Source organism: Saccharospirillum sp. (assembly GCF_039982735.1).
GTDB lineage: Bacteria > Pseudomonadota > Gammaproteobacteria > Pseudomonadales > Natronospirillaceae > Saccharospirillum.
This window is the reverse complement of record NZ_JBDWXV010000011.1, coordinates 458,039-476,881: the sequence shown is the minus strand read 5'-3', so window position 1 is coordinate 476,881 and position 18,843 is coordinate 458,039. Positions and strand designations below refer to the sequence as shown.

At 56.0% G+C, this 18,843-nt stretch carries 19 protein-coding genes and 1 tRNA gene; 8 read left to right on the top strand and 12 right to left on the bottom strand.

Annotation, left to right across the window (positions count from 1 at the left end; genetic code table 11):
• The first annotated feature begins 7 nt into the window (after positions 1-7).
• Positions 8-805, top strand: a complete 798-nt coding sequence (locus ABJT94_RS10495) for a CsiV family protein (RefSeq protein ID WP_348475393.1) — start codon at positions 8-10, stop codon at positions 803-805.
• A gap of 101 nt (positions 806-906) precedes the next feature.
• Here ABJT94_RS10495 and ABJT94_RS10490 read toward each other — a convergent pair whose 3' ends face one another.
• A complete protein-coding gene (locus tag ABJT94_RS10490; protein ID WP_348475394.1) occupies positions 907-1,659 on the bottom strand; it encodes an S-methyl-5'-thioinosine phosphorylase in 753 nt (250 codons plus the stop codon).
• 126 nt (positions 1,660-1,785) lie between these two features.
• Positions 1,786-1,861 (bottom strand) — tRNA-Arg (locus ABJT94_RS10485).
• A gap of 146 nt (positions 1,862-2,007) precedes the next feature.
• On the opposite strand from ABJT94_RS10485, the gene ABJT94_RS10480 reads away from it, so the two are divergent.
• Positions 2,008-2,553, top strand: a complete 546-nt coding sequence (locus ABJT94_RS10480) for a YecA family protein (RefSeq protein ID WP_348475395.1) — start codon at positions 2,008-2,010, stop codon at positions 2,551-2,553.
• Here the strand turns inward: ABJT94_RS10480 and ABJT94_RS10475 are convergent.
• From ABJT94_RS10475 to ABJT94_RS10440, 8 genes are all read right to left on the bottom strand, one after another.
• Positions 2,550-2,852 carry a BolA family protein gene (locus tag ABJT94_RS10475; RefSeq protein WP_348475396.1) on the bottom strand — a complete coding sequence of 101 codons (303 nt, stop codon included), beginning with the start codon at positions 2,850-2,852 and terminating at the stop codon, positions 2,550-2,552. The two genes, ABJT94_RS10480 and ABJT94_RS10475, sit on opposite strands and share 4 nt — an antisense overlap.
• A 97-nt stretch (positions 2,853-2,949) precedes the next feature.
• Complete coding sequence (locus ABJT94_RS10470) at positions 2,950-3,462, bottom strand: hypothetical protein (protein ID WP_348475397.1); 513 nt, start codon at positions 3,460-3,462, stop codon at positions 2,950-2,952.
• Positions 3,463-3,579: 117 nt separating this feature from the next.
• Positions 3,580-5,301, bottom strand: a complete 1,722-nt coding sequence (locus ABJT94_RS10465; RefSeq protein ID WP_348475398.1) for a protein-disulfide reductase DsbD — start codon at positions 5,299-5,301, stop codon at positions 3,580-3,582.
• Between the two features lie 36 nt (positions 5,302-5,337).
• Entirely contained in the window at positions 5,338-6,231 is an 894-nt protein-coding gene (locus tag ABJT94_RS10460; RefSeq protein WP_348475399.1) for an FAD:protein FMN transferase, read from the bottom strand.
• Positions 6,232-6,307: 76 nt separating this feature from the next.
• On the bottom strand, positions 6,308-7,552 hold the full coding sequence (locus ABJT94_RS10455) for a DUF3570 domain-containing protein (protein WP_348475400.1): 1,245 nt from the start codon (positions 7,550-7,552) through the stop codon (positions 6,308-6,310).
• A gap of 9 nt (positions 7,553-7,561) precedes the next feature.
• Complete coding sequence (locus ABJT94_RS10450) at positions 7,562-7,798, bottom strand: DUF4266 domain-containing protein (RefSeq protein ID WP_348475401.1); 237 nt, start codon at positions 7,796-7,798, stop codon at positions 7,562-7,564.
• A 64-nt stretch (positions 7,799-7,862) separates the two neighbouring features.
• A complete protein-coding gene (locus tag ABJT94_RS10445; RefSeq protein WP_348475402.1) occupies positions 7,863-9,494 on the bottom strand; it encodes a DUF1501 domain-containing protein in 1,632 nt (543 codons plus the stop codon).
• An 11-nt stretch (positions 9,495-9,505) separates the two neighbouring features.
• Complete coding sequence (locus ABJT94_RS10440) at positions 9,506-11,944, bottom strand: c-type cytochrome (protein ID WP_348475403.1); 2,439 nt, start codon at positions 11,942-11,944, stop codon at positions 9,506-9,508.
• A 276-nt stretch (positions 11,945-12,220) separates the two neighbouring features.
• Here ABJT94_RS10440 and ABJT94_RS10435 point away from each other — a divergent pair, with 276 nt between their 5' ends.
• Together ABJT94_RS10435 and ABJT94_RS10430 are read left to right on the top strand one after the other, a co-directional pair.
• Positions 12,221-13,417, top strand: coding sequence for a transposase (locus tag ABJT94_RS10435; RefSeq protein ID WP_348475404.1), 1,197 nt, complete (start codon positions 12,221-12,223; stop codon positions 13,415-13,417).
• On the top strand, positions 13,414-13,758 hold the full coding sequence (locus tag ABJT94_RS10430; RefSeq protein ID WP_348475405.1) for a hypothetical protein: 345 nt from the start codon (positions 13,414-13,416) through the stop codon (positions 13,756-13,758). Before ABJT94_RS10435 ends, ABJT94_RS10430 begins: the two co-directional genes overlap by 4 nt.
• Here the strand turns inward: ABJT94_RS10430 and ABJT94_RS10425 are convergent.
• On the bottom strand, positions 13,755-14,303 hold the full coding sequence (locus tag ABJT94_RS10425) for a sugar O-acetyltransferase (protein ID WP_348475406.1): 549 nt from the start codon (positions 14,301-14,303) through the stop codon (positions 13,755-13,757). The genes ABJT94_RS10430 and ABJT94_RS10425 overlap by 4 nt on opposite strands.
• 142 nt (positions 14,304-14,445) lie before the next feature.
• On the opposite strand from ABJT94_RS10425, the gene arsC reads away from it, so the two are divergent.
• From arsC to ABJT94_RS10410, 3 genes are read left to right on the top strand one after another with little or no spacing between them, the layout of a single operon-like run.
• Positions 14,446-14,793, top strand: coding sequence for an arsenate reductase (glutaredoxin) (gene arsC, locus ABJT94_RS10420; RefSeq protein WP_348475407.1), 348 nt, complete (start codon positions 14,446-14,448; stop codon positions 14,791-14,793).
• Positions 14,794-15,393 (top strand): NAD(P)H:quinone oxidoreductase, encoded by a 600-nt coding sequence (gene wrbA / locus ABJT94_RS10415; protein ID WP_348475408.1) that lies wholly within the window; start codon positions 14,794-14,796, stop codon positions 15,391-15,393.
• Positions 15,383-15,796, top strand: coding sequence for a hypothetical protein (locus ABJT94_RS10410; RefSeq protein WP_348475409.1), 414 nt, complete (start codon positions 15,383-15,385; stop codon positions 15,794-15,796). Before wrbA ends, ABJT94_RS10410 begins: the two co-directional genes overlap by 11 nt.
• On the opposite strand, the gene ABJT94_RS10405 is transcribed toward ABJT94_RS10410, so the two are convergent.
• Positions 15,793-16,767: a helix-turn-helix domain-containing protein gene (locus tag ABJT94_RS10405; protein ID WP_348475410.1), complete on the bottom strand. Its 975-nt coding sequence runs from the start codon at positions 16,765-16,767 to the stop codon at positions 15,793-15,795. The genes ABJT94_RS10410 and ABJT94_RS10405 overlap by 4 nt on opposite strands.
• A gap of 135 nt (positions 16,768-16,902) precedes the next feature.
• Here ABJT94_RS10405 and ABJT94_RS10400 point away from each other — a divergent pair, with 135 nt between their 5' ends.
• Complete coding sequence (locus ABJT94_RS10400) at positions 16,903-18,744, top strand: beta-ketoacyl synthase (RefSeq protein ID WP_348475411.1); 1,842 nt, start codon at positions 16,903-16,905, stop codon at positions 18,742-18,744.
• Positions 18,745-18,843 lie beyond the last annotated feature (99 nt).

The window sequence follows — 18,843 nt, the reverse complement described above, 5'->3', positions numbered from 1 at the left end:
ACACGTCATGACGTTTCGAACGACTTGCATTACCTTGCTGGCCGGCCTGATTTCTCTGCCCGCCGCTGCTGAATTCGAGGGCAGCTGGTTTCAGGTGGAAGTGCTGATTTTCGAACACACAGGCAGTCGCCCGGAAAACCCGGAACGCTGGCCAACCTATCCCAGCCTGGAGCGGCGCTCTCCGGCCGTGGCAATCACCGACGGTAATGAGCAAGCGGAAGGCTCCGGCAATGCCGAACAATCGCCCATTCCGTTCAGGCCACTGAGCGAACCCGAGTGGACCCTGGCAAAGGAAAAAGCAGCACTGGAAAGTAGCCGTAATTACCGGGTGCTGTATCACCAGAGCTGGGTACAGCCGGTTCCGGGACGAAACGACATTGTCCCTATTCGGATTGACGCCGGCGATGTCTATGGCAGCCAGCACGAGCTACAGGGCTACCTGGACCTTTACGTTGAACGCTATCTGCACCTCAACACCGACCTGCAACTGGTCCGATACGCTCAGACTGACAACCCGTTTCGACTCATCGACGAGAACGCCAACACTGGTCCAGCCGACGAATCAACGCCCTTCACGGGGCTGAGCCTAGACCAGGAAGCCAGCGCCCTGGGCAGCAACGTCTTCGATACCGATATCATCACGTCAAACAATAATCAGTATTATGTCGCCACAGAAAGCATCGAGATGAAGCAGCGACGGCGCATGCGCAGCACCGAGCTGCACTACATTGACAATCCGGAACTGGGTCTGCTGATCTACATTGTGCCGCTCGAATTCGACGAGCCGGAAGGCGAAGCGCCCTGACCAACGCGCTTTCCACCCTGGATCTGACCATAAAAAAAGCCAGCAATTGCTGGCTTTTTTTATGCGATGCTCGATCCGTAAACCGATTTACCGACGCTTAATTACTCAGTATAGAAGCGATTGACGGACGTCTCCACGATGCGCTTTACCCGCTCCATCCCCGCAGCCAGGTTCTCGTCAATTTCCTTGATGGTAATAACCCCTTCACCCTTGCCTGCTGCCGGGTTCACCACCACCGACAAGCTGGCGTAGCGTAACTTCAGCTCCCGGGCGAGCGCTGCTTCAGGCATACCGGTCATGCCCACAAGATCACAGCCATCCTGTTCCATGCGGAATATCTCGGCAACCGTTTCCAGTCTCGGCCCCTGGGTGGCACCATAAACCCCACCGTTAATCACGGGCTCAGACACTTCCTTGGCCGATTTGAGCAGCAATTGACGCAAGCTTTCCGTATAGGGGTAACTGAAATCGACATGAGTTACACCAGAAAGCTCGCCTTCAAAAATGGTCGATTCCCGGCCGTGTGTGTAGTCGATAATCTGCACCGGCACCACCAGCGCCTGACTGGTCATATTGCGGGTAATGCCGCCCACTGCGTTAATGGCGATCACATCGGTCGCATAGAGATTCTGCAGCGCCCACAAATTGGCGCGATAGTTTACCTGATGCGGTGGTACACGGTGCGGGTGCCCGTGCCGGGCCAGAAACAAAACCCGATAGCCGTTGAGCTCGCCTTCCAGTATCGGGGCTGACGGTGAGCCATAAGGCGTCTGTACATCGTGTGCGTTGGAAATGGTAAGCCCCGGTAACTGCGTCAGACCGGTTCCGCCTATGATTGCCAGTGTATCAGACATACCCTACCTCGTTTCCATTGACTGAAGCCGCTGACTGCGCCGGGTTACCGGTGTGACCAGACGGACTGGGCGATTCAGAGGGTGGTATCGACCGAATGGTAGGAACCCACTCCTCATCAATAATCCTGGTCTCCCCGCCTGGACTCGAACCAGGATTTAAGCCTTAGGAGGGCCTCGTTCTATCCAGTTGAACTACGGGGAGAATCCGAGCCATTGTAACGGCCCTCGCCAAACATGGAAACCCGTTTGCGAACAGAGACTTACCGCCGTTCACCTACCAGCGATGCGTATTCAATCGGGTCACTAACCCGGTATACTGCCTGCATTGAACTCAACGGAGCCTGCCCAATGACCTCAGAGACCGATCTGGATGCCCTGGCCGACTGGCTGGAAGACGACCACCGCAGTGAGGACTGTCTCGACATTCACGGCCTGCACGGTTACCTGACTGCGCTGGTAATCGTTCAGGAGCCCCTGTCGGACGACTGGCTAAACGACACCCTCGGCCAACCGCTGTCCGACTTGCCGGAAGCCGAAGCGCAGCAGTTTGCTGACAGCTGCGTATCACTCTACCGGGAAATTTCAGACGAGCTCTATTCCGACGATCAGGTCGCACTCAGTTTCGAGCCGGACATAGAATGGGAAGACTCGGACATGCAGGCCTGGGCTGTGGGTTTTATGGAGGTGGTCTTTGCTCTGCCCGACCGGTTTACTCACTCCAGTGAAGACGATCTGGCCACCTTGCTGTTACCGATCGAAGTGGCCTCAGGGCTTTTTGCCGTCGAAGCCGACTACCGTCCGTTATACCGCAACAAGACCTTGCTCAGCCAGATGTTCAATGACATACCGGACATCTTGACCGACCTGTATCTGCTGCTGAACAGCCCCGCCTAGTTGCGGCTACCACCCCGGCAATCGGGAGAAGCCGGGGCATCACCCTGCCACTCATCAGGCGCATAGGCGTGAATGGCCAACGCATGAACGGGCCCGGCCAGTTCTTCTTGAAGTAACTGGTAGACCTTCTGGTGACGCTGAACTGCTCTCACGCCTGCAAACGCCTCGCTGACAATCTCCACCCGGAAATGGGTTTCGCTGTTCTCGGGCACCGAATGTTTATGACTCTCGTTATCGACGCTCAGATGACGGGGCGACAGCGCCGCCAGTTTATTCTTGATCGCAAGTGCAACAGACATGATCGGGCTCGCTTGGGTTGGCGTGAAAAACAGGATTTGATGCAGACAAGATCGGGGTGAAACAGACGGATTCAAGAGGCCCGGCAGTGAGTCAAACTCAAGAACGTTTCAACTGGGCCTGGTATTCCATAAGCGCCGTGGTTTCATAAGTCATCTGCAACAACCGGGCATCTTCACCAGCCCGATGATGGCTGAGCGCGTGCTCTGACCGGATGCGCAACTTGGTGTCATCCCACACCGAGAGCTGGTACTCGGTAAGTATGCGTGGCAGGGTTTCCAGCCGGAACGTCATGGTCCGGCGGGCACAATAATACAACAGTGCCAGCCAACCGGAATCGAAACCCCAGCCGTCACTGTACAAAATCTGCCCTTCCAGCATTTCATTCAGATGGTCGGCAATGCTATCGACACCCAAACCGTCCCGAACCAGTTGCTCCCGGGAAATCCCATGCAACTGGGCTGCATTGTCGTCCCAGTGATCCCAGTCAGACTCGGGTCGAACCAGCCAGGACATCGCTTCGCCGGATTCCGTTGCCACCCCTATTTCGATCGGATAACTGCCCCGCCCAAATCCGGAAGCTTCAATGTCGATAATGCCTGGCAATAACATCGGTGTGGGTATCTCTCTCCGTACGGTGGCGTTGGGGGCCTGCCGTGCAAGCCCCTGTTGCGAGTGGATCCTGGCATCTTCAGATGCCGACAGCACGCGCCCGGGAACGGGCGACCGTCAGGATGCTGAAAAGGTGCGCTCAATCAACCCGGGCGTTAACACCTGGGGCAACAATTGCACCGGTCCACCGTCACCGGGAAAGTAAGCATAGAGAGGAACGCCCTGGCGGTCAAAGCGTGCGATCAGTGCATCGACTTCAGGCGAGGGGTTGGTCCAGTCGGCTTTCATCAGCTGGACACCCTGTTTCTTGACCAGCGCTTCGAACCGGTTACCCGACAAAGCCACCCGCTCATTAGCCTTGCAGGTGATGCACCAGGCGGCCGTAACATCCAGAAAAACGGGCTGACCAAGCATCTGGTAACTGTCGAGCATGGCAGCATCGTAAGGCTGCCAGATATCAATCTGCTGGCGCTGGTCGAACACCATCACAAAGGCAATCGCCACCAAAGCAAACCGAAGGCCACGCTTAAGGAAGCGAGCAATCAGCCCGTTGCCCGAGGTCACAGCCAGCGCTGGCCAAATTGCCATGGTCAATAGAATCAGACCGATACCCACCGACAACAACACCGTTGTCCCTTGAATTTCAATCAATACCCATAGCAGCCAGAGCACCGTGGCGAACAGAGGAAACGCCATCAATTGACGGAAAACGTTCATCCAGGCACCCGGCTTCGGCAGACGGCGTGCCAGGCCCGGCAAATAAGTAATTGCCAATATGGGCAAGGCCATACCAAAACCCATGGTCGCAAAAATCAGCAGCCCCACGGCGGGCGGTTGCAACAGGGCAAACCCAATTGCTGACCCCATAAAGGGAGCCGTGCACGGCGTGGCCACCAGAGTCGCCAGCACGCCGGTAAAGAAAGTACCGGAGGCACCGGGTTTCTGCGTTAGGGTTTGCCCGGCCCCCATTAACCGCTGGCCAACTTCAACGTAACCGGCCATGGCCAGTGCCAGGACATAAAACAGCATAATCAGGCCGGCAACAAAGATCGGCGACTGTAGCTGAAAGCCCCAGCCCACCCAGGTTCCAAACTGCCGCAACAGCAACAATACAGCCGCAACCGCCATAAAACTGAGCACCACACCCAGGGTGTAGATCCAACCATGCAGTCGCGAATGGTGGGTATCCTGCCCCCACTGGGCCAGGTGCATTGCCTTGAGCGACAGCACTGGAAAGACACAGGGCATGAGATTGAGGACCATGCCACCAAGCAGAGCGAATACCAGCGCCAGTGCCAGCGACAGACTGGCTACATCGGAACCTGCCTGCCCTTCGGTGTCAAAAGCGCTGCGAGTGAGGGCTGAACCATCTGCAGTGGTGGTGGATGTGCCTGCAACCGGTGTGGCCATGGCCTCGCCATTAATATCAAACACCCGGGTCTGGGGCGGGTAACACAAGCCGGCATCGGCGCAACCCTGATAGACAACTTCAATAACACCCTGATCGGCCAATACCGCGTAGTCTGCCGACATGGTGTTGTAATAGACCGGCATGATTTCCTTGAACGTATCGTCGTACTTTTCCAATACATTGAAAGACAGCTGGCCTTCACCCACTTCAGCGCCATCACGGGTATTTACCCTGTGCTGATCCCGATACAGGTAGTATTCATCGGCAATGTCCCAGTGCAACTTCAACTGGTCGCCGTTGCGCTCAACGGTTAACTCGAAAGCTTCGTTCACCGGTAAAAACTCCGATGCAACGGCATTACCCAGTGTTGCCATGCTTAACAGCATGACAGTACAGAGCATCGAAAATCTGGTCAGGTGCTTAATCATCGGGTAGTAACCTTGAGCTTTTGCAGTTAACAGTGTTTAAGGAGTGACCAGCGTACCAGACACATTCATAGCCGCATCACATAGTAAAAAAGGTACTTCCAGCTTCACCAGCCAGCTTTCGGCATCTTTACCTTTGAGCATGGCAATGGTGGCCAGGCTGCCGGCCATAATACAGTGGTCGGCGATCACGGTAACAGAGCGCGGTGCATCCGTAACCGGCCAACCCGTGTGAGGGCTCAGAATATGGCTGTAACGCGCACCCATATGGGTAAAGCCCCGCTCGTAATCCCCGCTGCTGGCCAAACCACCCTGGTTCAGCGCAACGCTGGCCATGGCCTGACCAGTACCTCGCGGATCCCTTACACCCAACATCCAGGGGCAGCCATCTGACTTCGGTCCGGTTACTGCAATGTCGCCAGCCAGGTTGGCCATGCCGTGGTATCCGGCTTCGGCCATCAGAGCCACCAGGCGGTCGGCAGCAAACTCTTTCACGATGCCACCGAAGTCGAGTTCCATGCCGGGTTCCAGCCGTAACTGCTCTCCGTTCCACTCGACCCGCTCCCAACCGACAGCGGCCTGGGCCGCTGCTATCTCGGCCGGGTCAGGGATGCGTTGCTGCTTGAAATCCCAGGCCCGCCGCAGAGCACCGGCCGTGACATCAAAAGCGCCGTCGCTGAGCCGGTAGCAATGGTCGGCATAATTCAGCAACCCTGCACACTCTGCATCAACAGACTGAGCGGTACCCGCCTTCCGGTTAATATCACTGACCAGGCTGTCTGGCCGGTAACGGGAATAACGCTGTTCCAGCCGGACGACTTCGTCTTTCAGTCGCTGCAACAAGCTATCGGGAGCACCAAATACGGCCAGGTCACAGGGGCCACCCATGGCCTCGAAATGGTACTGTCGGGGCTTGGGATCAGGTTCAGTCATCACCACAAGCCTGGGCTCATTGCTTCAGCCGACGAGGTGCAATGCCAATCTCTCGTCATATCCAGGCGCGCTCCGGTCAAAAACGGAAATCCAGACCCGTTGTCAGTCGCCAAAAGGCTGGCAACCCCGGCGTTTCGTCATCGAAATTAAACCCATAGGAGGGGTTCGCAGCGTAACGCTCGCCGGTGATGGTCCAGGAGTAGTTCCTAAAATCCGTTTTTAATGCCAGCCCCATGCTCAACGCCCCATAATTCGACAAACGGGGATCGCTGGAATAATAAGTGGTTGTATCGGCCGTGTAGTAAGGGTCTGCCACACCATGATCAGGTATTTCATAGAAGTAAGCCTGAGTCTGCTGGTAATAACGCAGCGAAGGTATCAGCTGAAAATCCACTTCATTGCGTACGAACCAGTCCCAGCCGGGTGCGTAATTCTGGTACCAGGACAGATCAGTTGTTGTCGACCAGATATCCCAGCTATCGGCCAGAAACCGGAAATCCAGATGCAGGGCGCCGTCAATGCCCGGGAAATACTTCCGACCACCCGCCGAGAGCGTTACCAGAGTTCGGCTGTCCGGGCGAATATCGTAAGGCACCTCGGCCCCCGCCCGCTCACGGTAGGGGTCTGACATGTAGCCGGAACGATGGGTCACACTAACACCCGCCTGAACCACGGTGTTCATATCAATGATCTGGCTGATGCCTTCAAAGATGGAGGCCTGCCATTTGGTCTGGTCTTTGGCGGCAAAACGCCCCGGGGTGTTTGCCTGCTGATCGGCCGGATCGGAGTAGTCCTGAGTGGGGTCCAGGAAATCATACCCCAGCGTCGCCCCGCCACTGAGCGTTGTCATCTGATCATTGATTTGCAGCGAACCATCGATGCCGGAACTCAGCGCCAGATAATCCTGTTCAACGGATATACCCGCCTGTGCGCCAATATCAGCTTGCGACCAGTAATAACGGCCAGTCCCGTACAAATCGAAACGGCGCTCAATGGATGCGCCAGCCATATACACCCGAGTGACGTCTTCGTCATCCAGGTAGGTGTATACCGGAGAGGCACCCGACATGGTTTCGAAGCTGCCTTCGACATCCCAGCTCATGTTGGAACCATAAGGCATCATTAGGTAAAACTGATGCACCTGAATGGTGTAACGCTCCTGAGCGCCACCGTCGGTGCGACTTTCCGGGGAATCATCTTCGGTGTAATAGGTGTACTGATACCCTGCTTCCGAGTCTGCCGGGGCGGCAGCCTGTGCCATTGAAACCAGCCCGGGAATGGCCAGTGCACTACGGGCCAACTGCTTTACTGCTTCAGACATCCGTTATCCTCAATTACAACCGCAACCGCCACCGGCAGCGGCACCGCCACCCGATGACGCTTCTTTTGAAAAATACACATGGCCGTTCAGTGTCGATTCGAGCCGGTTCGGAGACCAGCTCATTTCTTTTTTAGCCAGCACACCGCGCTCCCAGGGTTGAACGGTTGTACAGCCGCCCAGTGCAACGAGGCAGAGCATCGCCAATCCACTCGCCTTTGCTGCCTTTACCAATGTCATGTCTGTCATCTGCACTATCCGTTTACCGCAAGCAATGCGCCCCAGGGGGCACACTGCCAAAGGATTGTTTTTGTTAGCCGAGTATCGGCAGATCTGCGTCAACGTCAATCGGAAAACGTTGCGAAAAGGCGTGGTTCTGGATATTACCAGCTGCCCGCAATTGCCGGTGCAGGTGTGCGGGCGTCATCCGGATACCCGTGCTGTTTGAGGCTGTAGGAACGAGCCGCCCATCTTGAAGCTGGACATTACGCGGACCAACCAAATCATCAGTCGCATTAACCACACTGCCGCCAACGACATCACGCCCCAACAGCATATAACTGGTAACCGCCCAGTGATCCTTGCCATCACCGCCATTAAACCATGGCGTTCGGCCGAAGTCCGAGCCAAGAACGATGGTGGTTTTATCTCGAATGTTGTACACGTCAAGCGCGCGCCACAAGTAATGCAGGTCAACCAATACCGTACGGATGCGTTGAAAATGACTGTTGTCATGGTTGTTATGCGTGTCGAACCCGCCAAACCCGATCTGCATGGACGACGCCATACCAGCATCCATTGCAGCTGCGCCAATGCGCATTTGCCGCTGCCGGTTATTGTTTCCGGCTTCGTCATCCAATGCTCTGGCGGCTGTTCCAACCGGAGGCGTGGCCAGTTCTGCCGCCACGCCGGAGAAAGCGACGCCTTCATCACGAACCATGTACAACTGACTTTTCAAACGAACTCGCCGCGGAAGGGATTCCTTCTCGGCCAATACAGCCCGGCGCTGATCTTTGGCTTGCTCAATCAACGCATCGAGACCATTGCTCAAGTAGTTACCTTCCGGGTTAGCCAGTACGCTAAAAACGCCCACATCACTGGCACTAGAACGCGCCACCAAGCCAGCCGTCTCATTATTACCACCACCATCGGTGATGTAGGCCAGTGGCATTTCGGCACCTTTTGCAGCCGCATACAGTGCACTGAAGTCAGGGTATGACGGGTCCATACTGCCTGTATCAGCGAAACGAGTACCGGTATCGTGACCATTAGTGCGGTTGTCGACGCCATTCAATACACGGACATGCTGAGCATACAGACAATAAAACGCATCATAGACAAACAGGTTAGCGGCCATGTTCGTGCCATTGCGAACCAGTCCATTAAACAGGTCCGCATTGTCAGCAACCAAGGCACCAAAATTAATGGTGTCGACAGAGCCTTCGAGAATAGCTGCCGCATTGCTCCGTATCGTCGCAGCACTGCCAGATTTTGCCGCCGCCCAGCTAAAACCGGACTCGGTGTTCGCATTCAAAACGTCGCCAGCGACGGTACCAGCCAGCATACGCTGAATCATGTCTATAGACAGACCAGTATTATCACTGTCCCGATCATCGCGATTAAAGGTCCCTACAAAAGGCGCGTATCGCATGTCTGCATCGATGCCAGCTTCAATAGCCACGTCAACCGCTCGCCGAATTGCTCCGTCGCTGAATCTGTTGACCGGTGAGGCCCCCTCGCGGGCATTGATATCAATGCTATTGCGCAAACGATTCCCTTTGGGATTACACAATGAGGTGGGATCCCAGCCTCCGCCCAGATGCAGGAATACAAAATACCGGTTTACGGGTGTCGACTCCGCATAAGCACGCGACGTCAATGCCATTGGGCTGCACACGGCCATACCGGTTGCACTGAGTGTTTTAATAAAATCACGGCGTTTCATCTGGGTGACCCTTATCCGTAAATAAAGCGATAGTCGTTCATCAGATACACCAGCACAGCAAACCAGGCGTGCTCGGCATTACTCGAAACGTTACAACCGGACTCAATGTCCTCGGTTACGACGGTTCTGAACAATTCGAAGGCGATGTCCACATCTTCACTGTTAAGCTCAACTTCTTCATGCAGTAATGCCAGGTAAAGCGACTGAATGGTGGTGCGAATGGCCAGAGCTTCAGAACGCCGGTTAATACCCGAGTCACTTTCCAAGTCAGTCGATGTTTCTACCAATCGAAACAAACTGCGTTCAGATCTTGTTATATCGAACTCATTTCGGACCACATCACAAGACTCCTCTACGGCCATTGCCTGAGTGAGTGTCGCGATAATGCCACTGGCAGAGTCTGCGTCTTCCAAAACTTCACGAGAATCTTTACCACCCATAAAACGGCGACCCGTGCGCTGGTAAAGGTTGACCGTACTGCGCCAACCGCCCGAATTGATCGAACGCAATTTCTGATTCAGCAAGTGAGCAGGAATCAACCGTGCTGTGCCAAGGCTGTCGTATTCATCTGACATACCTGGCTGATACAGTCCGCGAGCTCGATAGTACCCACTCTTGGTGATCGCAAAAACCAACTCTTTGATGTCATAGCCAGAGGCGGAAAATTCAGAGGCGGCATTGGTAATCAAGCGGGACTGCTGCGCATAGGCATCACGATAAGTCTGAGGTGAATCCGGGTTCGGGGCACCCATAATTGGTTGACCAATTAATCCGCGCACCACAATCTGACTGATACCGCGTGCATAAGCGGCATCCTGAGCGATGGTTTCACCGAGCCATTGCACTTCTCGTCCGTTGTAGTTGTTGCTGGGGCTGAATTCATCAAAATCGGCACCCAGCTGTGACCAGCCAACCTGAACACCAGGCGTGAGTGGAACTTCACCCTGGTCCAGCTCACTCAGCTCTTCATCGTCCTGGTAGACGCCATCCAGTCGAAAATGACTGAACGCTTCAGCAACGGGGTCCATTATTTTGTGGCAGACGACACAATCAGCATTTGTCTTGGTTGGATCACTAATCCCCACTGACGCATTTGACGCTTCATCCAGTTCGAGAGCGGCAACATCACGGTTTCCTTCAATGGCTAGCAAATCCTTGCCACCAAAGAACCAGTAGACCATGCGAGCACGATGACGATGGCGGTTGGTATCCATTGCCGTAAACTTATTAAGAAATACCAAGTCCGTCAAAACACCCGAATGTGGAACACCTGCATTTTTAACGTTGCCACCCACATCGGTGTAGTACAACTGAACAGCACGAATGTCGCGTGGGTCGTAAGGAAATGCTTCCATGACGTATTGAGCGGTCAAATTTCCATTGGTCCGAGTTGAGTTACCGTTTGTGTCACGGCCAACCAGATCAGCGACATCCAGATAGTCGTTCAACGATTCAACATTGGGCCAAGAGTCCCATTCAGGCTCTGGCAGTATCGGAAGAGCACCATTGCTAGCCGAAGCATCGGGATCAACCGCTCTTACATTGGGCTTGTCAGTGTCTCCGGCAAATGCATACCAGGAGAAGGCATTGGCAACCGTATACTTTCCACTGACGAGCTCGCGAAAATCACGGTCGTTGCGGGCCAGAAATTCAACAAACAACAACGGCTTGCGAGACAGCGCTTCATCAGAGAAATGACGCAGGTAGCCTTCACTGAGCGGAAAGTCAGCCATGTCATTATTGTCAGGATCCAGAACACGGTCATACCAGTCCATACTGTCGAATATGTTCTGATTGTCGTTATCATTGACATCCCGGTTGTACACTTCATCCGGTCGACCACCGTTTGTTCGGCGATATTCGTCCGTCTGAAAACTGTCATTGAACACGTCTTTCAACCGTTCATAGAAGTAATCTTCTTCCATGAATCCGGCTACCACTTCACGCTCGCCTTCCAGACTTTCTGAAAAACGGGTGACTTCTTCAGGTTCCGGCAAGCGACCGGCCAGCTCAAACGCCAGCTTGTAGACCGCCTCGCGAGGTGTCAGTGTTGCAACACCGGGAATGGCCCGATCGACACTGCCCCTGGTAGATTCATTGAAGGCGACATAAACATACTCGGCAACATCTTGTGCATTCTGACCACGCAATGGACTGGACGCACTGGGCATGTCCTTTTTAATTTTGGCAATCAGAGAATCGGTACTGCCGCAAGATGCACAGCCGACCAGTGGACCGCCAGAGCCGCCCGCGCCACTGCCGCCATGACAGGAGGCGCATTCTTTGGCATAGAGTGACTTGCCGGCCTCGTTCAGGGACCGGGCTGACGTATCATCGCCGTCGAAATCCTGGGCACAGCCGACCAGCATGGTCAGCAGACCGGCCAATGCCAATCCACCCAATCGCCGGACCCACCCGGAAACATCACTGTTTGATTGTTGCAATTCCATAGTTGTTCGCTCCACCCAGCCGAGGGCTATTGGTAATTGGGCGAACATAGCAATAAAGGCGAACACGCAAGCGGAACGGCTTCACACTCTCTTTACAAATTGCGGCATATGTGACTTTTGTCACACTTTTAAATTTGATCCCCTTCCGCAAGAGTGACCCTGTACGTCGCTTATTGCCGCGTTCCCGTCATTAGTCTGGGCTATACAGGGTAAACCGGGTTGGAGGTAAGCCCGGCCCGACCTATACTGACGACTGAAATTCAAGAGGAAATACGAATGTCCCTGGCAACCGGCCTGTTGCAGTGGCAGTGGTGGCACCCACTGGTATATACACTGATTCTGACACACTTCACCATTATTGCCGTAACCGTCTTTCTCCACCGGCATTCAGCCCACAGAGCACTGCAATTGCACCCGGCCGTGAAACACGCCTTTCGTTTTTGGCTGTGGCTGACCACGTCAATTAAAACGAAGGAGTGGACGGCCATCCACCGCCGCCATCACGCGACCTGTGAAACAGAAGAAGACCCTCACAGCCCGCAAGTACTGGGCATTAAAAAAGTCTTGCTGGAAGGCTCGGAACTCTACAAGCAAGCCGCCGACCCGGCGACGCTGTCGCGCTTTGGCAATGGCACACCGGACGACTGGCTGGAGCGCAAGATATACAGCCACCCGGTTGGCAATTACCTGGGCATCGCTGTCATGGCCGCCATCAATATCGCCCTTTTCGGGCCCATTGGGTTGACCATCTGGGCCGTGCAAATGCTGTGGATTCCTATCTGGGCTGCCGGCGTTATTAACGGTCTTGCGCACTACTGGGGCTACCGGAATTTTGAAAGCCCCGATGCCGCGCGCAATCTGGTGCCCATCGCCGCCTTCATCGGTGGGGAAGAGTTGCACAACAATCACCACACTTACCCCAACTCCGCCCGGCTCTCTTCGCGCTGGTATGAATTCGACATTGGCTGGTTTTACATCAGAACCCTGCAGCTAATGGGTCTGGCGTGGGACATTCGCCGTGGCCCGGTGGTGCACAAGGTGGCCAGCAAATCCATGATCGACGCCGATACCGCTCTGGCTGCGGCCAACGACCGCTTTCGTATAATGGCCCAGTTCAAGCGGCAGGTGTTGCGTCGCACCATTCGAAGTGACCGCCGCATCAAGGCATCGGCCGGGGCGCATTACCGTGGTCTGGTGCAGTGGCTGTCGCAAAACCAGGAACACTGGGATGACGCACGGCACGACTGGATGAACACTTTCTTTGAAAAACACCCGGAACTGCGCACGCTCCACAGCCTGAAAGAAGAGCTCAATCACATCTGGTCGTTGCGCACCCGCTCGAAAGAGGAATTAATGGCAGCGTTCAAAGCCTGGTGCGAAAAAGCCGATGCAGCCGGTGTAGAGGCACTCTCGGAGTTCTCCGCCATGCTGCGTCAATACACCCTGAAACCAGCTGCGATTGGCGCCCGATGACCGACACCAACGCTCTGCTGCATGTACTGGAAGGATTGCGCTTACGCCGCATGACAGCCACTTACAAGGCCGTGGCCGATGCCATTGGCCTCACCCCGCCAGGGCAAATTCAAGCGCTGGCGGCCTTGCTCGAAGCAATACAGGAAGACGATGCCCGCCTTGAGCGACCGCAGCGGGCCGCTATGGTCATACAGAACGGCAAAGATCCGATTCCACGCCCCGGGTTTTTTCAACAGCTCACGGCCCTCGGCGTCTATCAGGGCAATGACCGGGGTGCGGAAGCCGCGATGTGGCATCAAAATGAAATTGAGCGCTTGTACGGGCTCGGGCCGGAGGGTTAAGCCGGTAACTCCTTCACCCAACGGGCCGGGTTACCCGCCACCAGAGTCCTTGCTGGAACCGATTCCCGAACCACCGAGCCGGCCGCCACTACCGCGCCATCGCCAAGGGTAACGCCCGGCAAAATGACCGTCTGACCACCCACCCATACGTTTCGACCCAGGGTAATGGGGCGTGCAAATTCTTCACCGAGAGCACGTTGCTCCGTATGGAGCGGGTGTGACACGGTATAAAGGTGGACGCCGGGCCCGACCAGGCTTCCCTCGCCGATGTCGATCCAGGCGCTGTCGAGCAACACGCACCCGAAATTCAGATACACCCTGTCCGCCAACCGTATCTGAGTGCCGTAATCGACCTGTATGCCCGGTTCGATAAAGGTGTGTTGACCGCAGGCGCCAAACAGGGCGGTCAGTCGTCTCAGGTTGCCAGGGGTGGGCGCATGGGCAAACCGGGCGCAACGCTCCCGGGCCTGAAAGCGTAACTGCCGAAGCTCAGGGTCAAGCGGGTTAAATACTGCACCGCTGCGCATCTTATCCAGTTCAGTCATTGGGTCTCCTTGAGCCCGGTGGTGTCACTCTGCTGCGTTACTCATTACAATCCCCGCAGACCTTTCGCCCTGTTTCCTCGTTCAAGTACCCGAGGGCCCCGGGCCAGAGTCGCCTCTCATGTTGACTGACAGGATATCCGCCATGACCACCCCCGTCTTGTATCACAATCCGCGTTGTTCCAAATCCCGCGAAGCCAAAGCTTTGCTTGACGACGCGGGCATCGATTACCAGGTCAGACTGTATCTCACCGACCCCCTGTCTGTCGCCGAACTGAAAACCCTGCTGAAGCAACTGGGTCTCTCTGCCGCCGATGTACTGCGTCGCAAGGAAGCCGATGCAAAGACGGCCGGACTCGACAGCAGCAGCAGCGATGAACAGATATTGGATGCCATGGTCCGGTTCCCAAAATTGCTTGAGCGACCCATACTGGTAACCGGCAAAGGGGCACGTGTTGGCCGCCCGCCCGAAGCCATTCGGGAGATTCTGTAAGTGCCCTATTTGCTGATTCTGTATTACAGCCGCTACGGCAGCCTGGCGCAACTGGCTGAAGCCATCGCCTCCGGCGTCGATGAAGTGGCTGGCATCGAGTCGCGACTGAGAACCGTGCCGGCAGTGCGCGCCGACCATGAAGTAATGGGCAGCGACATTCCTGACGATGGCCCCTTGTTCTGCACACTCGACGATCTCGCCAACTGTCACGGTCTGGCACTCGGCTCACCCGGTCGCTTTGGCAATATGGCCGCGTCGCTGAAATATTTTCTCGAGCAAAGCTCCTCACTCTGGGTATCGGGCAAACTGGTGGGCAAACCCGCCAGTGTGTTTACCAGTACCACGACCCCGCATGGCGGTCAGGAGTCGACCCTGTTGTCGATGATGATCCCTCTGCTGCACCATGGCATGATCATCACCGGGCTGCCGTTCACCGAAAAGCACCTGCACGACGGCTTTCAGGGGGGTACGCCCTATGGCAGCTCTCACGTAGCCGGACCGTCACACCGGCCACTAACCGATGAGGTTCGCCAACTGGCCAGACACCAGGGCAAACGCCTGGCTCAACTTGCACTGAAGGTAGGTACTGATGACGAATGAAAAAGGCCAGACGGTTAATCTGAACCGTCGACTGCGCACCAGCTACTGGCTGATGTTTTTGAGCATCTATGCCGGGGCCTTTCTGTACGGACCGGCCTTTGGCAGCATGCCGGTGGGCGAATGGATTGCCTCCTGCCTGGTCGTTGGTTTCTTTGTCAGCCTGCCTCTGTTGTTGGTTGTTCTGGTTGCGCTGCGCCCTACCCCGGGCGGCGTCAGCTGGATGAGTTTTTTGCTGTTGGGTTACCTGATCTACGGCATCGTGCTGATCTTCTCACCGCGCGGCCTGCTCGGCGGTTTGCTGCTGACAGGTACCACCCTCGCCACCTTTATCTATGCCGTCGCCTGGTTACGCCCACTCAAAAAAGCGGCCAAAGCACGCGCGAAAAACGAACCGTCGGACTAACCGGCCGCAAACACCTTGCTGCGCACTACCTTGCGGTATGCGCCCGGTGTCAGTGACAGTTTTTGCCGAAAAACCTTGCCGAAATAGGCCGGATTGCGGTAACCACTCAACTCGGCGACTTCGGCCACGGTCAGGTTGCTGTCGCGCAGCAATTCTCGGGCGTGCTCCAGACGCAGACGTTGCACATACTCCATTGGGCTCTCGCCGGTCGCCTGGGTAAACCGGCGGCTGAAATTTCGCACCGATTGATCGAGCAGGCCCGCCAGAGCATCGACGGTAATCTCCTCCGCCAGATGCTGGCGAACCCACGACTGCACCAGGCTCACCCCCTCATCGTGATGAATCGCCCCACCCGGTTCAAAATACGGCGTTGAAAAGGTGCGTTTCAGCTCATGCATAAACTGTCGTTCCACCAGGGCCAGCGCTTCCTCGCCGAAGGACTGTTCAATCAGAAACAGTACCAGGTCGGTCTGGGCATTGATCGAGCCAGCACAATAGATCCCATCTTCATGGGTCACGAAATGGTGCCCCTCGAAGCGGATAGCCGGATAGCGGCGGGCAAAGCGTTCCAGGTAATACCAGTGCGTTGTCGCCACCCGGCCAGCCAGTAAGCCAGCTTCGGCCAGATGCCCAACGCCGGTTCCAGTCGCCGCCAGGCGCGCCCCGGCCTGGTATTGTCTGGCCAGCCAGCGCTGCAGCGGCTGACTGCCTTGCAGCACTGGCCAGGGAGTTCCCCACAAAGGGGGCACAAACACCAGGTCAGCCTGGTCGGCCTGATCAAAGTTGGTATCGGGCACGATGCGCAGGCCACCGGTCAATACCGTTGTTGTCGCCTCACCCACCACTTGTAGCGTCAGGTTCTCCTGGCGCCGGTGGCGAACCCGGTGTCGGCTGGCGGCGTAAAACATCTCCAGCGGCAGGGCCAGTCCCGTCATCAGGGCCTGTTCGCAAACAACAAAGGCTATTTTCATGAACAACGGCTCTCAATACGCAAATAATGGCTTATAAGTTACATCATTCGGCATGATAGTAATACCTTAGCGCCGAAACAGGCACTATAGTCATGCACACTGACTTTTAAGCGAACGAATCACAGGCGTTTAACCATGAGAAAACTTCCCGTCATCACCGGATTTGGAGGCATCAACCCTGCTGGCCGGGTCTCCCTGCATCACGCTTATCGTCGCATGGTGCACGAAGCACTTGATGACCAGAAGATGGCAGCCACCTGGCAGGACCTGTCGCGTCTGATGAAGCTCGATCCGGCCAGTACCGATCATCAGACATTGCTCGACGGTACCCTGATTCGTCGCATCAACCCGGCCAGTCACTTCGACCCGGATGCCGTGCCGACGCACCGCAAAGCCACCCTGAAGCACCCCGATGGCCTCCACTTTCAGCTCAAACGATCCCAACTGCCGAAGCCACTGCCGGCTGGCTGGCAGGTTACGGATGCCAGCGCCGACCCGGTTGACGTTCAAGTCGATCAGGCGATGGCCGTGTTGCTGCCGGAGACTTATCAGTCCAGGGTCTCATCGGCAGGCACACTGCCTGACGGCTTTAACCCGGCCGACTACTACAACGCGGCGCACCACCCGCGCGGACTGCAAATGGCGGTTTATGGCGCGTCAGATGCCGTCCGGTCGCTAGGCATGCCCTGGCAATCGGTGCTCGATCGCATTCGACCGGATCAGGTCTCGGTGTATGCCGGTTCTTCCATCTCGCAAATGGACCAGGCCGGTCTGAAAGGCCTGTATCAGTCGCCGCTGACCGGAAATCGCATCACCTCCAAAATGATGCCACTGTCGATGCCGGAAATGACCGCCGACTTCATCAACAGCTACATTCTCAACAGCGTCGGCAATACCGGCTCCAACGCCGGTGCCTGCGCCACCTTCCTGTATAATCTGCGCCAGGGTATTGCCGATATTGAAGCGGGCAAGTGCCGCGTTGCCATCGTTGGCAATTCAGAAGCACCGGTCGTCCCCGAGATCATGGAAGGCTTTCGCATCATGGGCGCGCTGGCCGAAGACGAGCAGCTCAGGCAGCTCGACAACAGCGATGTCACCGACAACCGGCGCGCCTGCCGCCCGTTCTCCTCCAATGCGGGCTTTACCATGGCCGAATCCAGCCAGTTCGTGGTGCTGATGGACGATGAGCTGGCACTGGAAACCGGCGCCACCGTCCATGGCAGCGTCGCCGATGTATTCGTCAACGCCGATGCCAACAAGAAGTCGATTTCCGGACCCGGGGTCGGCAACTACATCACGCTGGCCAAAGCCACCTCCCTGGCCCGTGCCATACTCGGGGTTGCCGGTCTCCAGCGCACCTTTGTAATGGCACACGGCACCGGAACGCCTCAGAATCGCGTCACCGAATCGCATATTTTCAATGAAGTCGCCAAAACCTTCGGCATCGACCATTGGGCCATCTCAGCCATCAAATCCTACGTTGGCCATTCACTGGGCCCGGCAGCCGGTGATCAGCTCACCACGGCACTGGGTGTCTGGGCTGAAGGCTGGATACCCGGTATTCGCACCATCGATCACATTGCTGATGACGTGAACCAGTCGCATCTGAACATTCTAATGAACCACCATTACGCCGGACAAAAGGGTGCCGACATGCTGGGCACCCTGATCAACTCGAAAGGCTTTGGAGGTAACAATGCCAGCGCGCTGATTCTGTCACCAGCCAGCACCCTCTCGCTGATGACCGAACGCCATGGCGAACGGGCCATTACCGAATGGCAACACCGTAACGAAGCGGTGAGCGAGGCACAGCAACAGTACGATGCCGACACCCGGAAACATGGTTTGAAAGTTATGTATTCGTTTGGAGAGTCAGTCATGTCCGATAAGGACCTTTCATTCGGCCGCGACAGCCTGACACTGAGCCAGTTCAAAAACGCAATCGACCTGCCCACGGCAAACCCTTTCACCCGATAAACCAAAGTCCCAACGCGCTGTCAGCTTAGCCGGCTGCAGCGCTCAAATTCCCCGGGCGACTGCGGTATACTGCACGCCGAACTCAGCAAGCCCCGATAC

What these genes read in the sequence shown, in the direction of transcription:
- ABJT94_RS10460 (WP_348475399.1), bottom strand. Translation starts at nt 6,231, where the DNA reads ATGACTGAACCTGATCCCAAGCCCCGACAGTACCATTTCGAGGCCATG.
- arsC (WP_348475407.1), top strand. Translation starts at nt 14,446, where the DNA reads ATGACCACCCCCGTCTTGTATCACAATCCGCGTTGTTCCAAATCCCGC.
- ABJT94_RS10475 (WP_348475396.1), bottom strand. Translation starts at nt 2,852, where the DNA reads ATGTCTGTTGCACTTGCGATCAAGAATAAACTGGCGGCGCTGTCGCCC.
- ABJT94_RS10430 (WP_348475405.1), top strand. Translation starts at nt 13,414, where the DNA reads ATGACCGACACCAACGCTCTGCTGCATGTACTGGAAGGATTGCGCTTA.
- ABJT94_RS10490 (WP_348475394.1), bottom strand. Translation starts at nt 1,659, where the DNA reads ATGTCTGATACACTGGCAATCATAGGCGGAACCGGTCTGACGCAGTTA.
- ABJT94_RS10495 (WP_348475393.1), top strand. Translation starts at nt 8, where the DNA reads ATGACGTTTCGAACGACTTGCATTACCTTGCTGGCCGGCCTGATTTCT.
- ABJT94_RS10400 (WP_348475411.1), top strand. Translation starts at nt 16,903, where the DNA reads ATGAGAAAACTTCCCGTCATCACCGGATTTGGAGGCATCAACCCTGCT.
- ABJT94_RS10455 (WP_348475400.1), bottom strand. Translation starts at nt 7,552, where the DNA reads ATGTCTGAAGCAGTAAAGCAGTTGGCCCGTAGTGCACTGGCCATTCCC.
- ABJT94_RS10445 (WP_348475402.1), bottom strand. Translation starts at nt 9,494, where the DNA reads ATGAAACGCCGTGATTTTATTAAAACACTCAGTGCAACCGGTATGGCC.
- ABJT94_RS10435 (WP_348475404.1), top strand. Translation starts at nt 12,221, where the DNA reads ATGTCCCTGGCAACCGGCCTGTTGCAGTGGCAGTGGTGGCACCCACTG.
- ABJT94_RS10450 (WP_348475401.1), bottom strand. Translation starts at nt 7,798, where the DNA reads ATGACAGACATGACATTGGTAAAGGCAGCAAAGGCGAGTGGATTGGCG.
- ABJT94_RS10470 (WP_348475397.1), bottom strand. Translation starts at nt 3,462, where the DNA reads ATGTTATTGCCAGGCATTATCGACATTGAAGCTTCCGGATTTGGGCGG.
- ABJT94_RS10440 (WP_348475403.1), bottom strand. Translation starts at nt 11,944, where the DNA reads ATGGAATTGCAACAATCAAACAGTGATGTTTCCGGGTGGGTCCGGCGA.
- ABJT94_RS10410 (WP_348475409.1), top strand. Translation starts at nt 15,383, where the DNA reads ATGACGAATGAAAAAGGCCAGACGGTTAATCTGAACCGTCGACTGCGC.
- ABJT94_RS10480 (WP_348475395.1), top strand. Translation starts at nt 2,008, where the DNA reads ATGACCTCAGAGACCGATCTGGATGCCCTGGCCGACTGGCTGGAAGAC.
- ABJT94_RS10465 (WP_348475398.1), bottom strand. Translation starts at nt 5,301, where the DNA reads ATGATTAAGCACCTGACCAGATTTTCGATGCTCTGTACTGTCATGCTG.
- ABJT94_RS10425 (WP_348475406.1), bottom strand. Translation starts at nt 14,303, where the DNA reads ATGACTGAACTGGATAAGATGCGCAGCGGTGCAGTATTTAACCCGCTT.
- ABJT94_RS10405 (WP_348475410.1), bottom strand. Translation starts at nt 16,767, where the DNA reads ATGAAAATAGCCTTTGTTGTTTGCGAACAGGCCCTGATGACGGGACTG.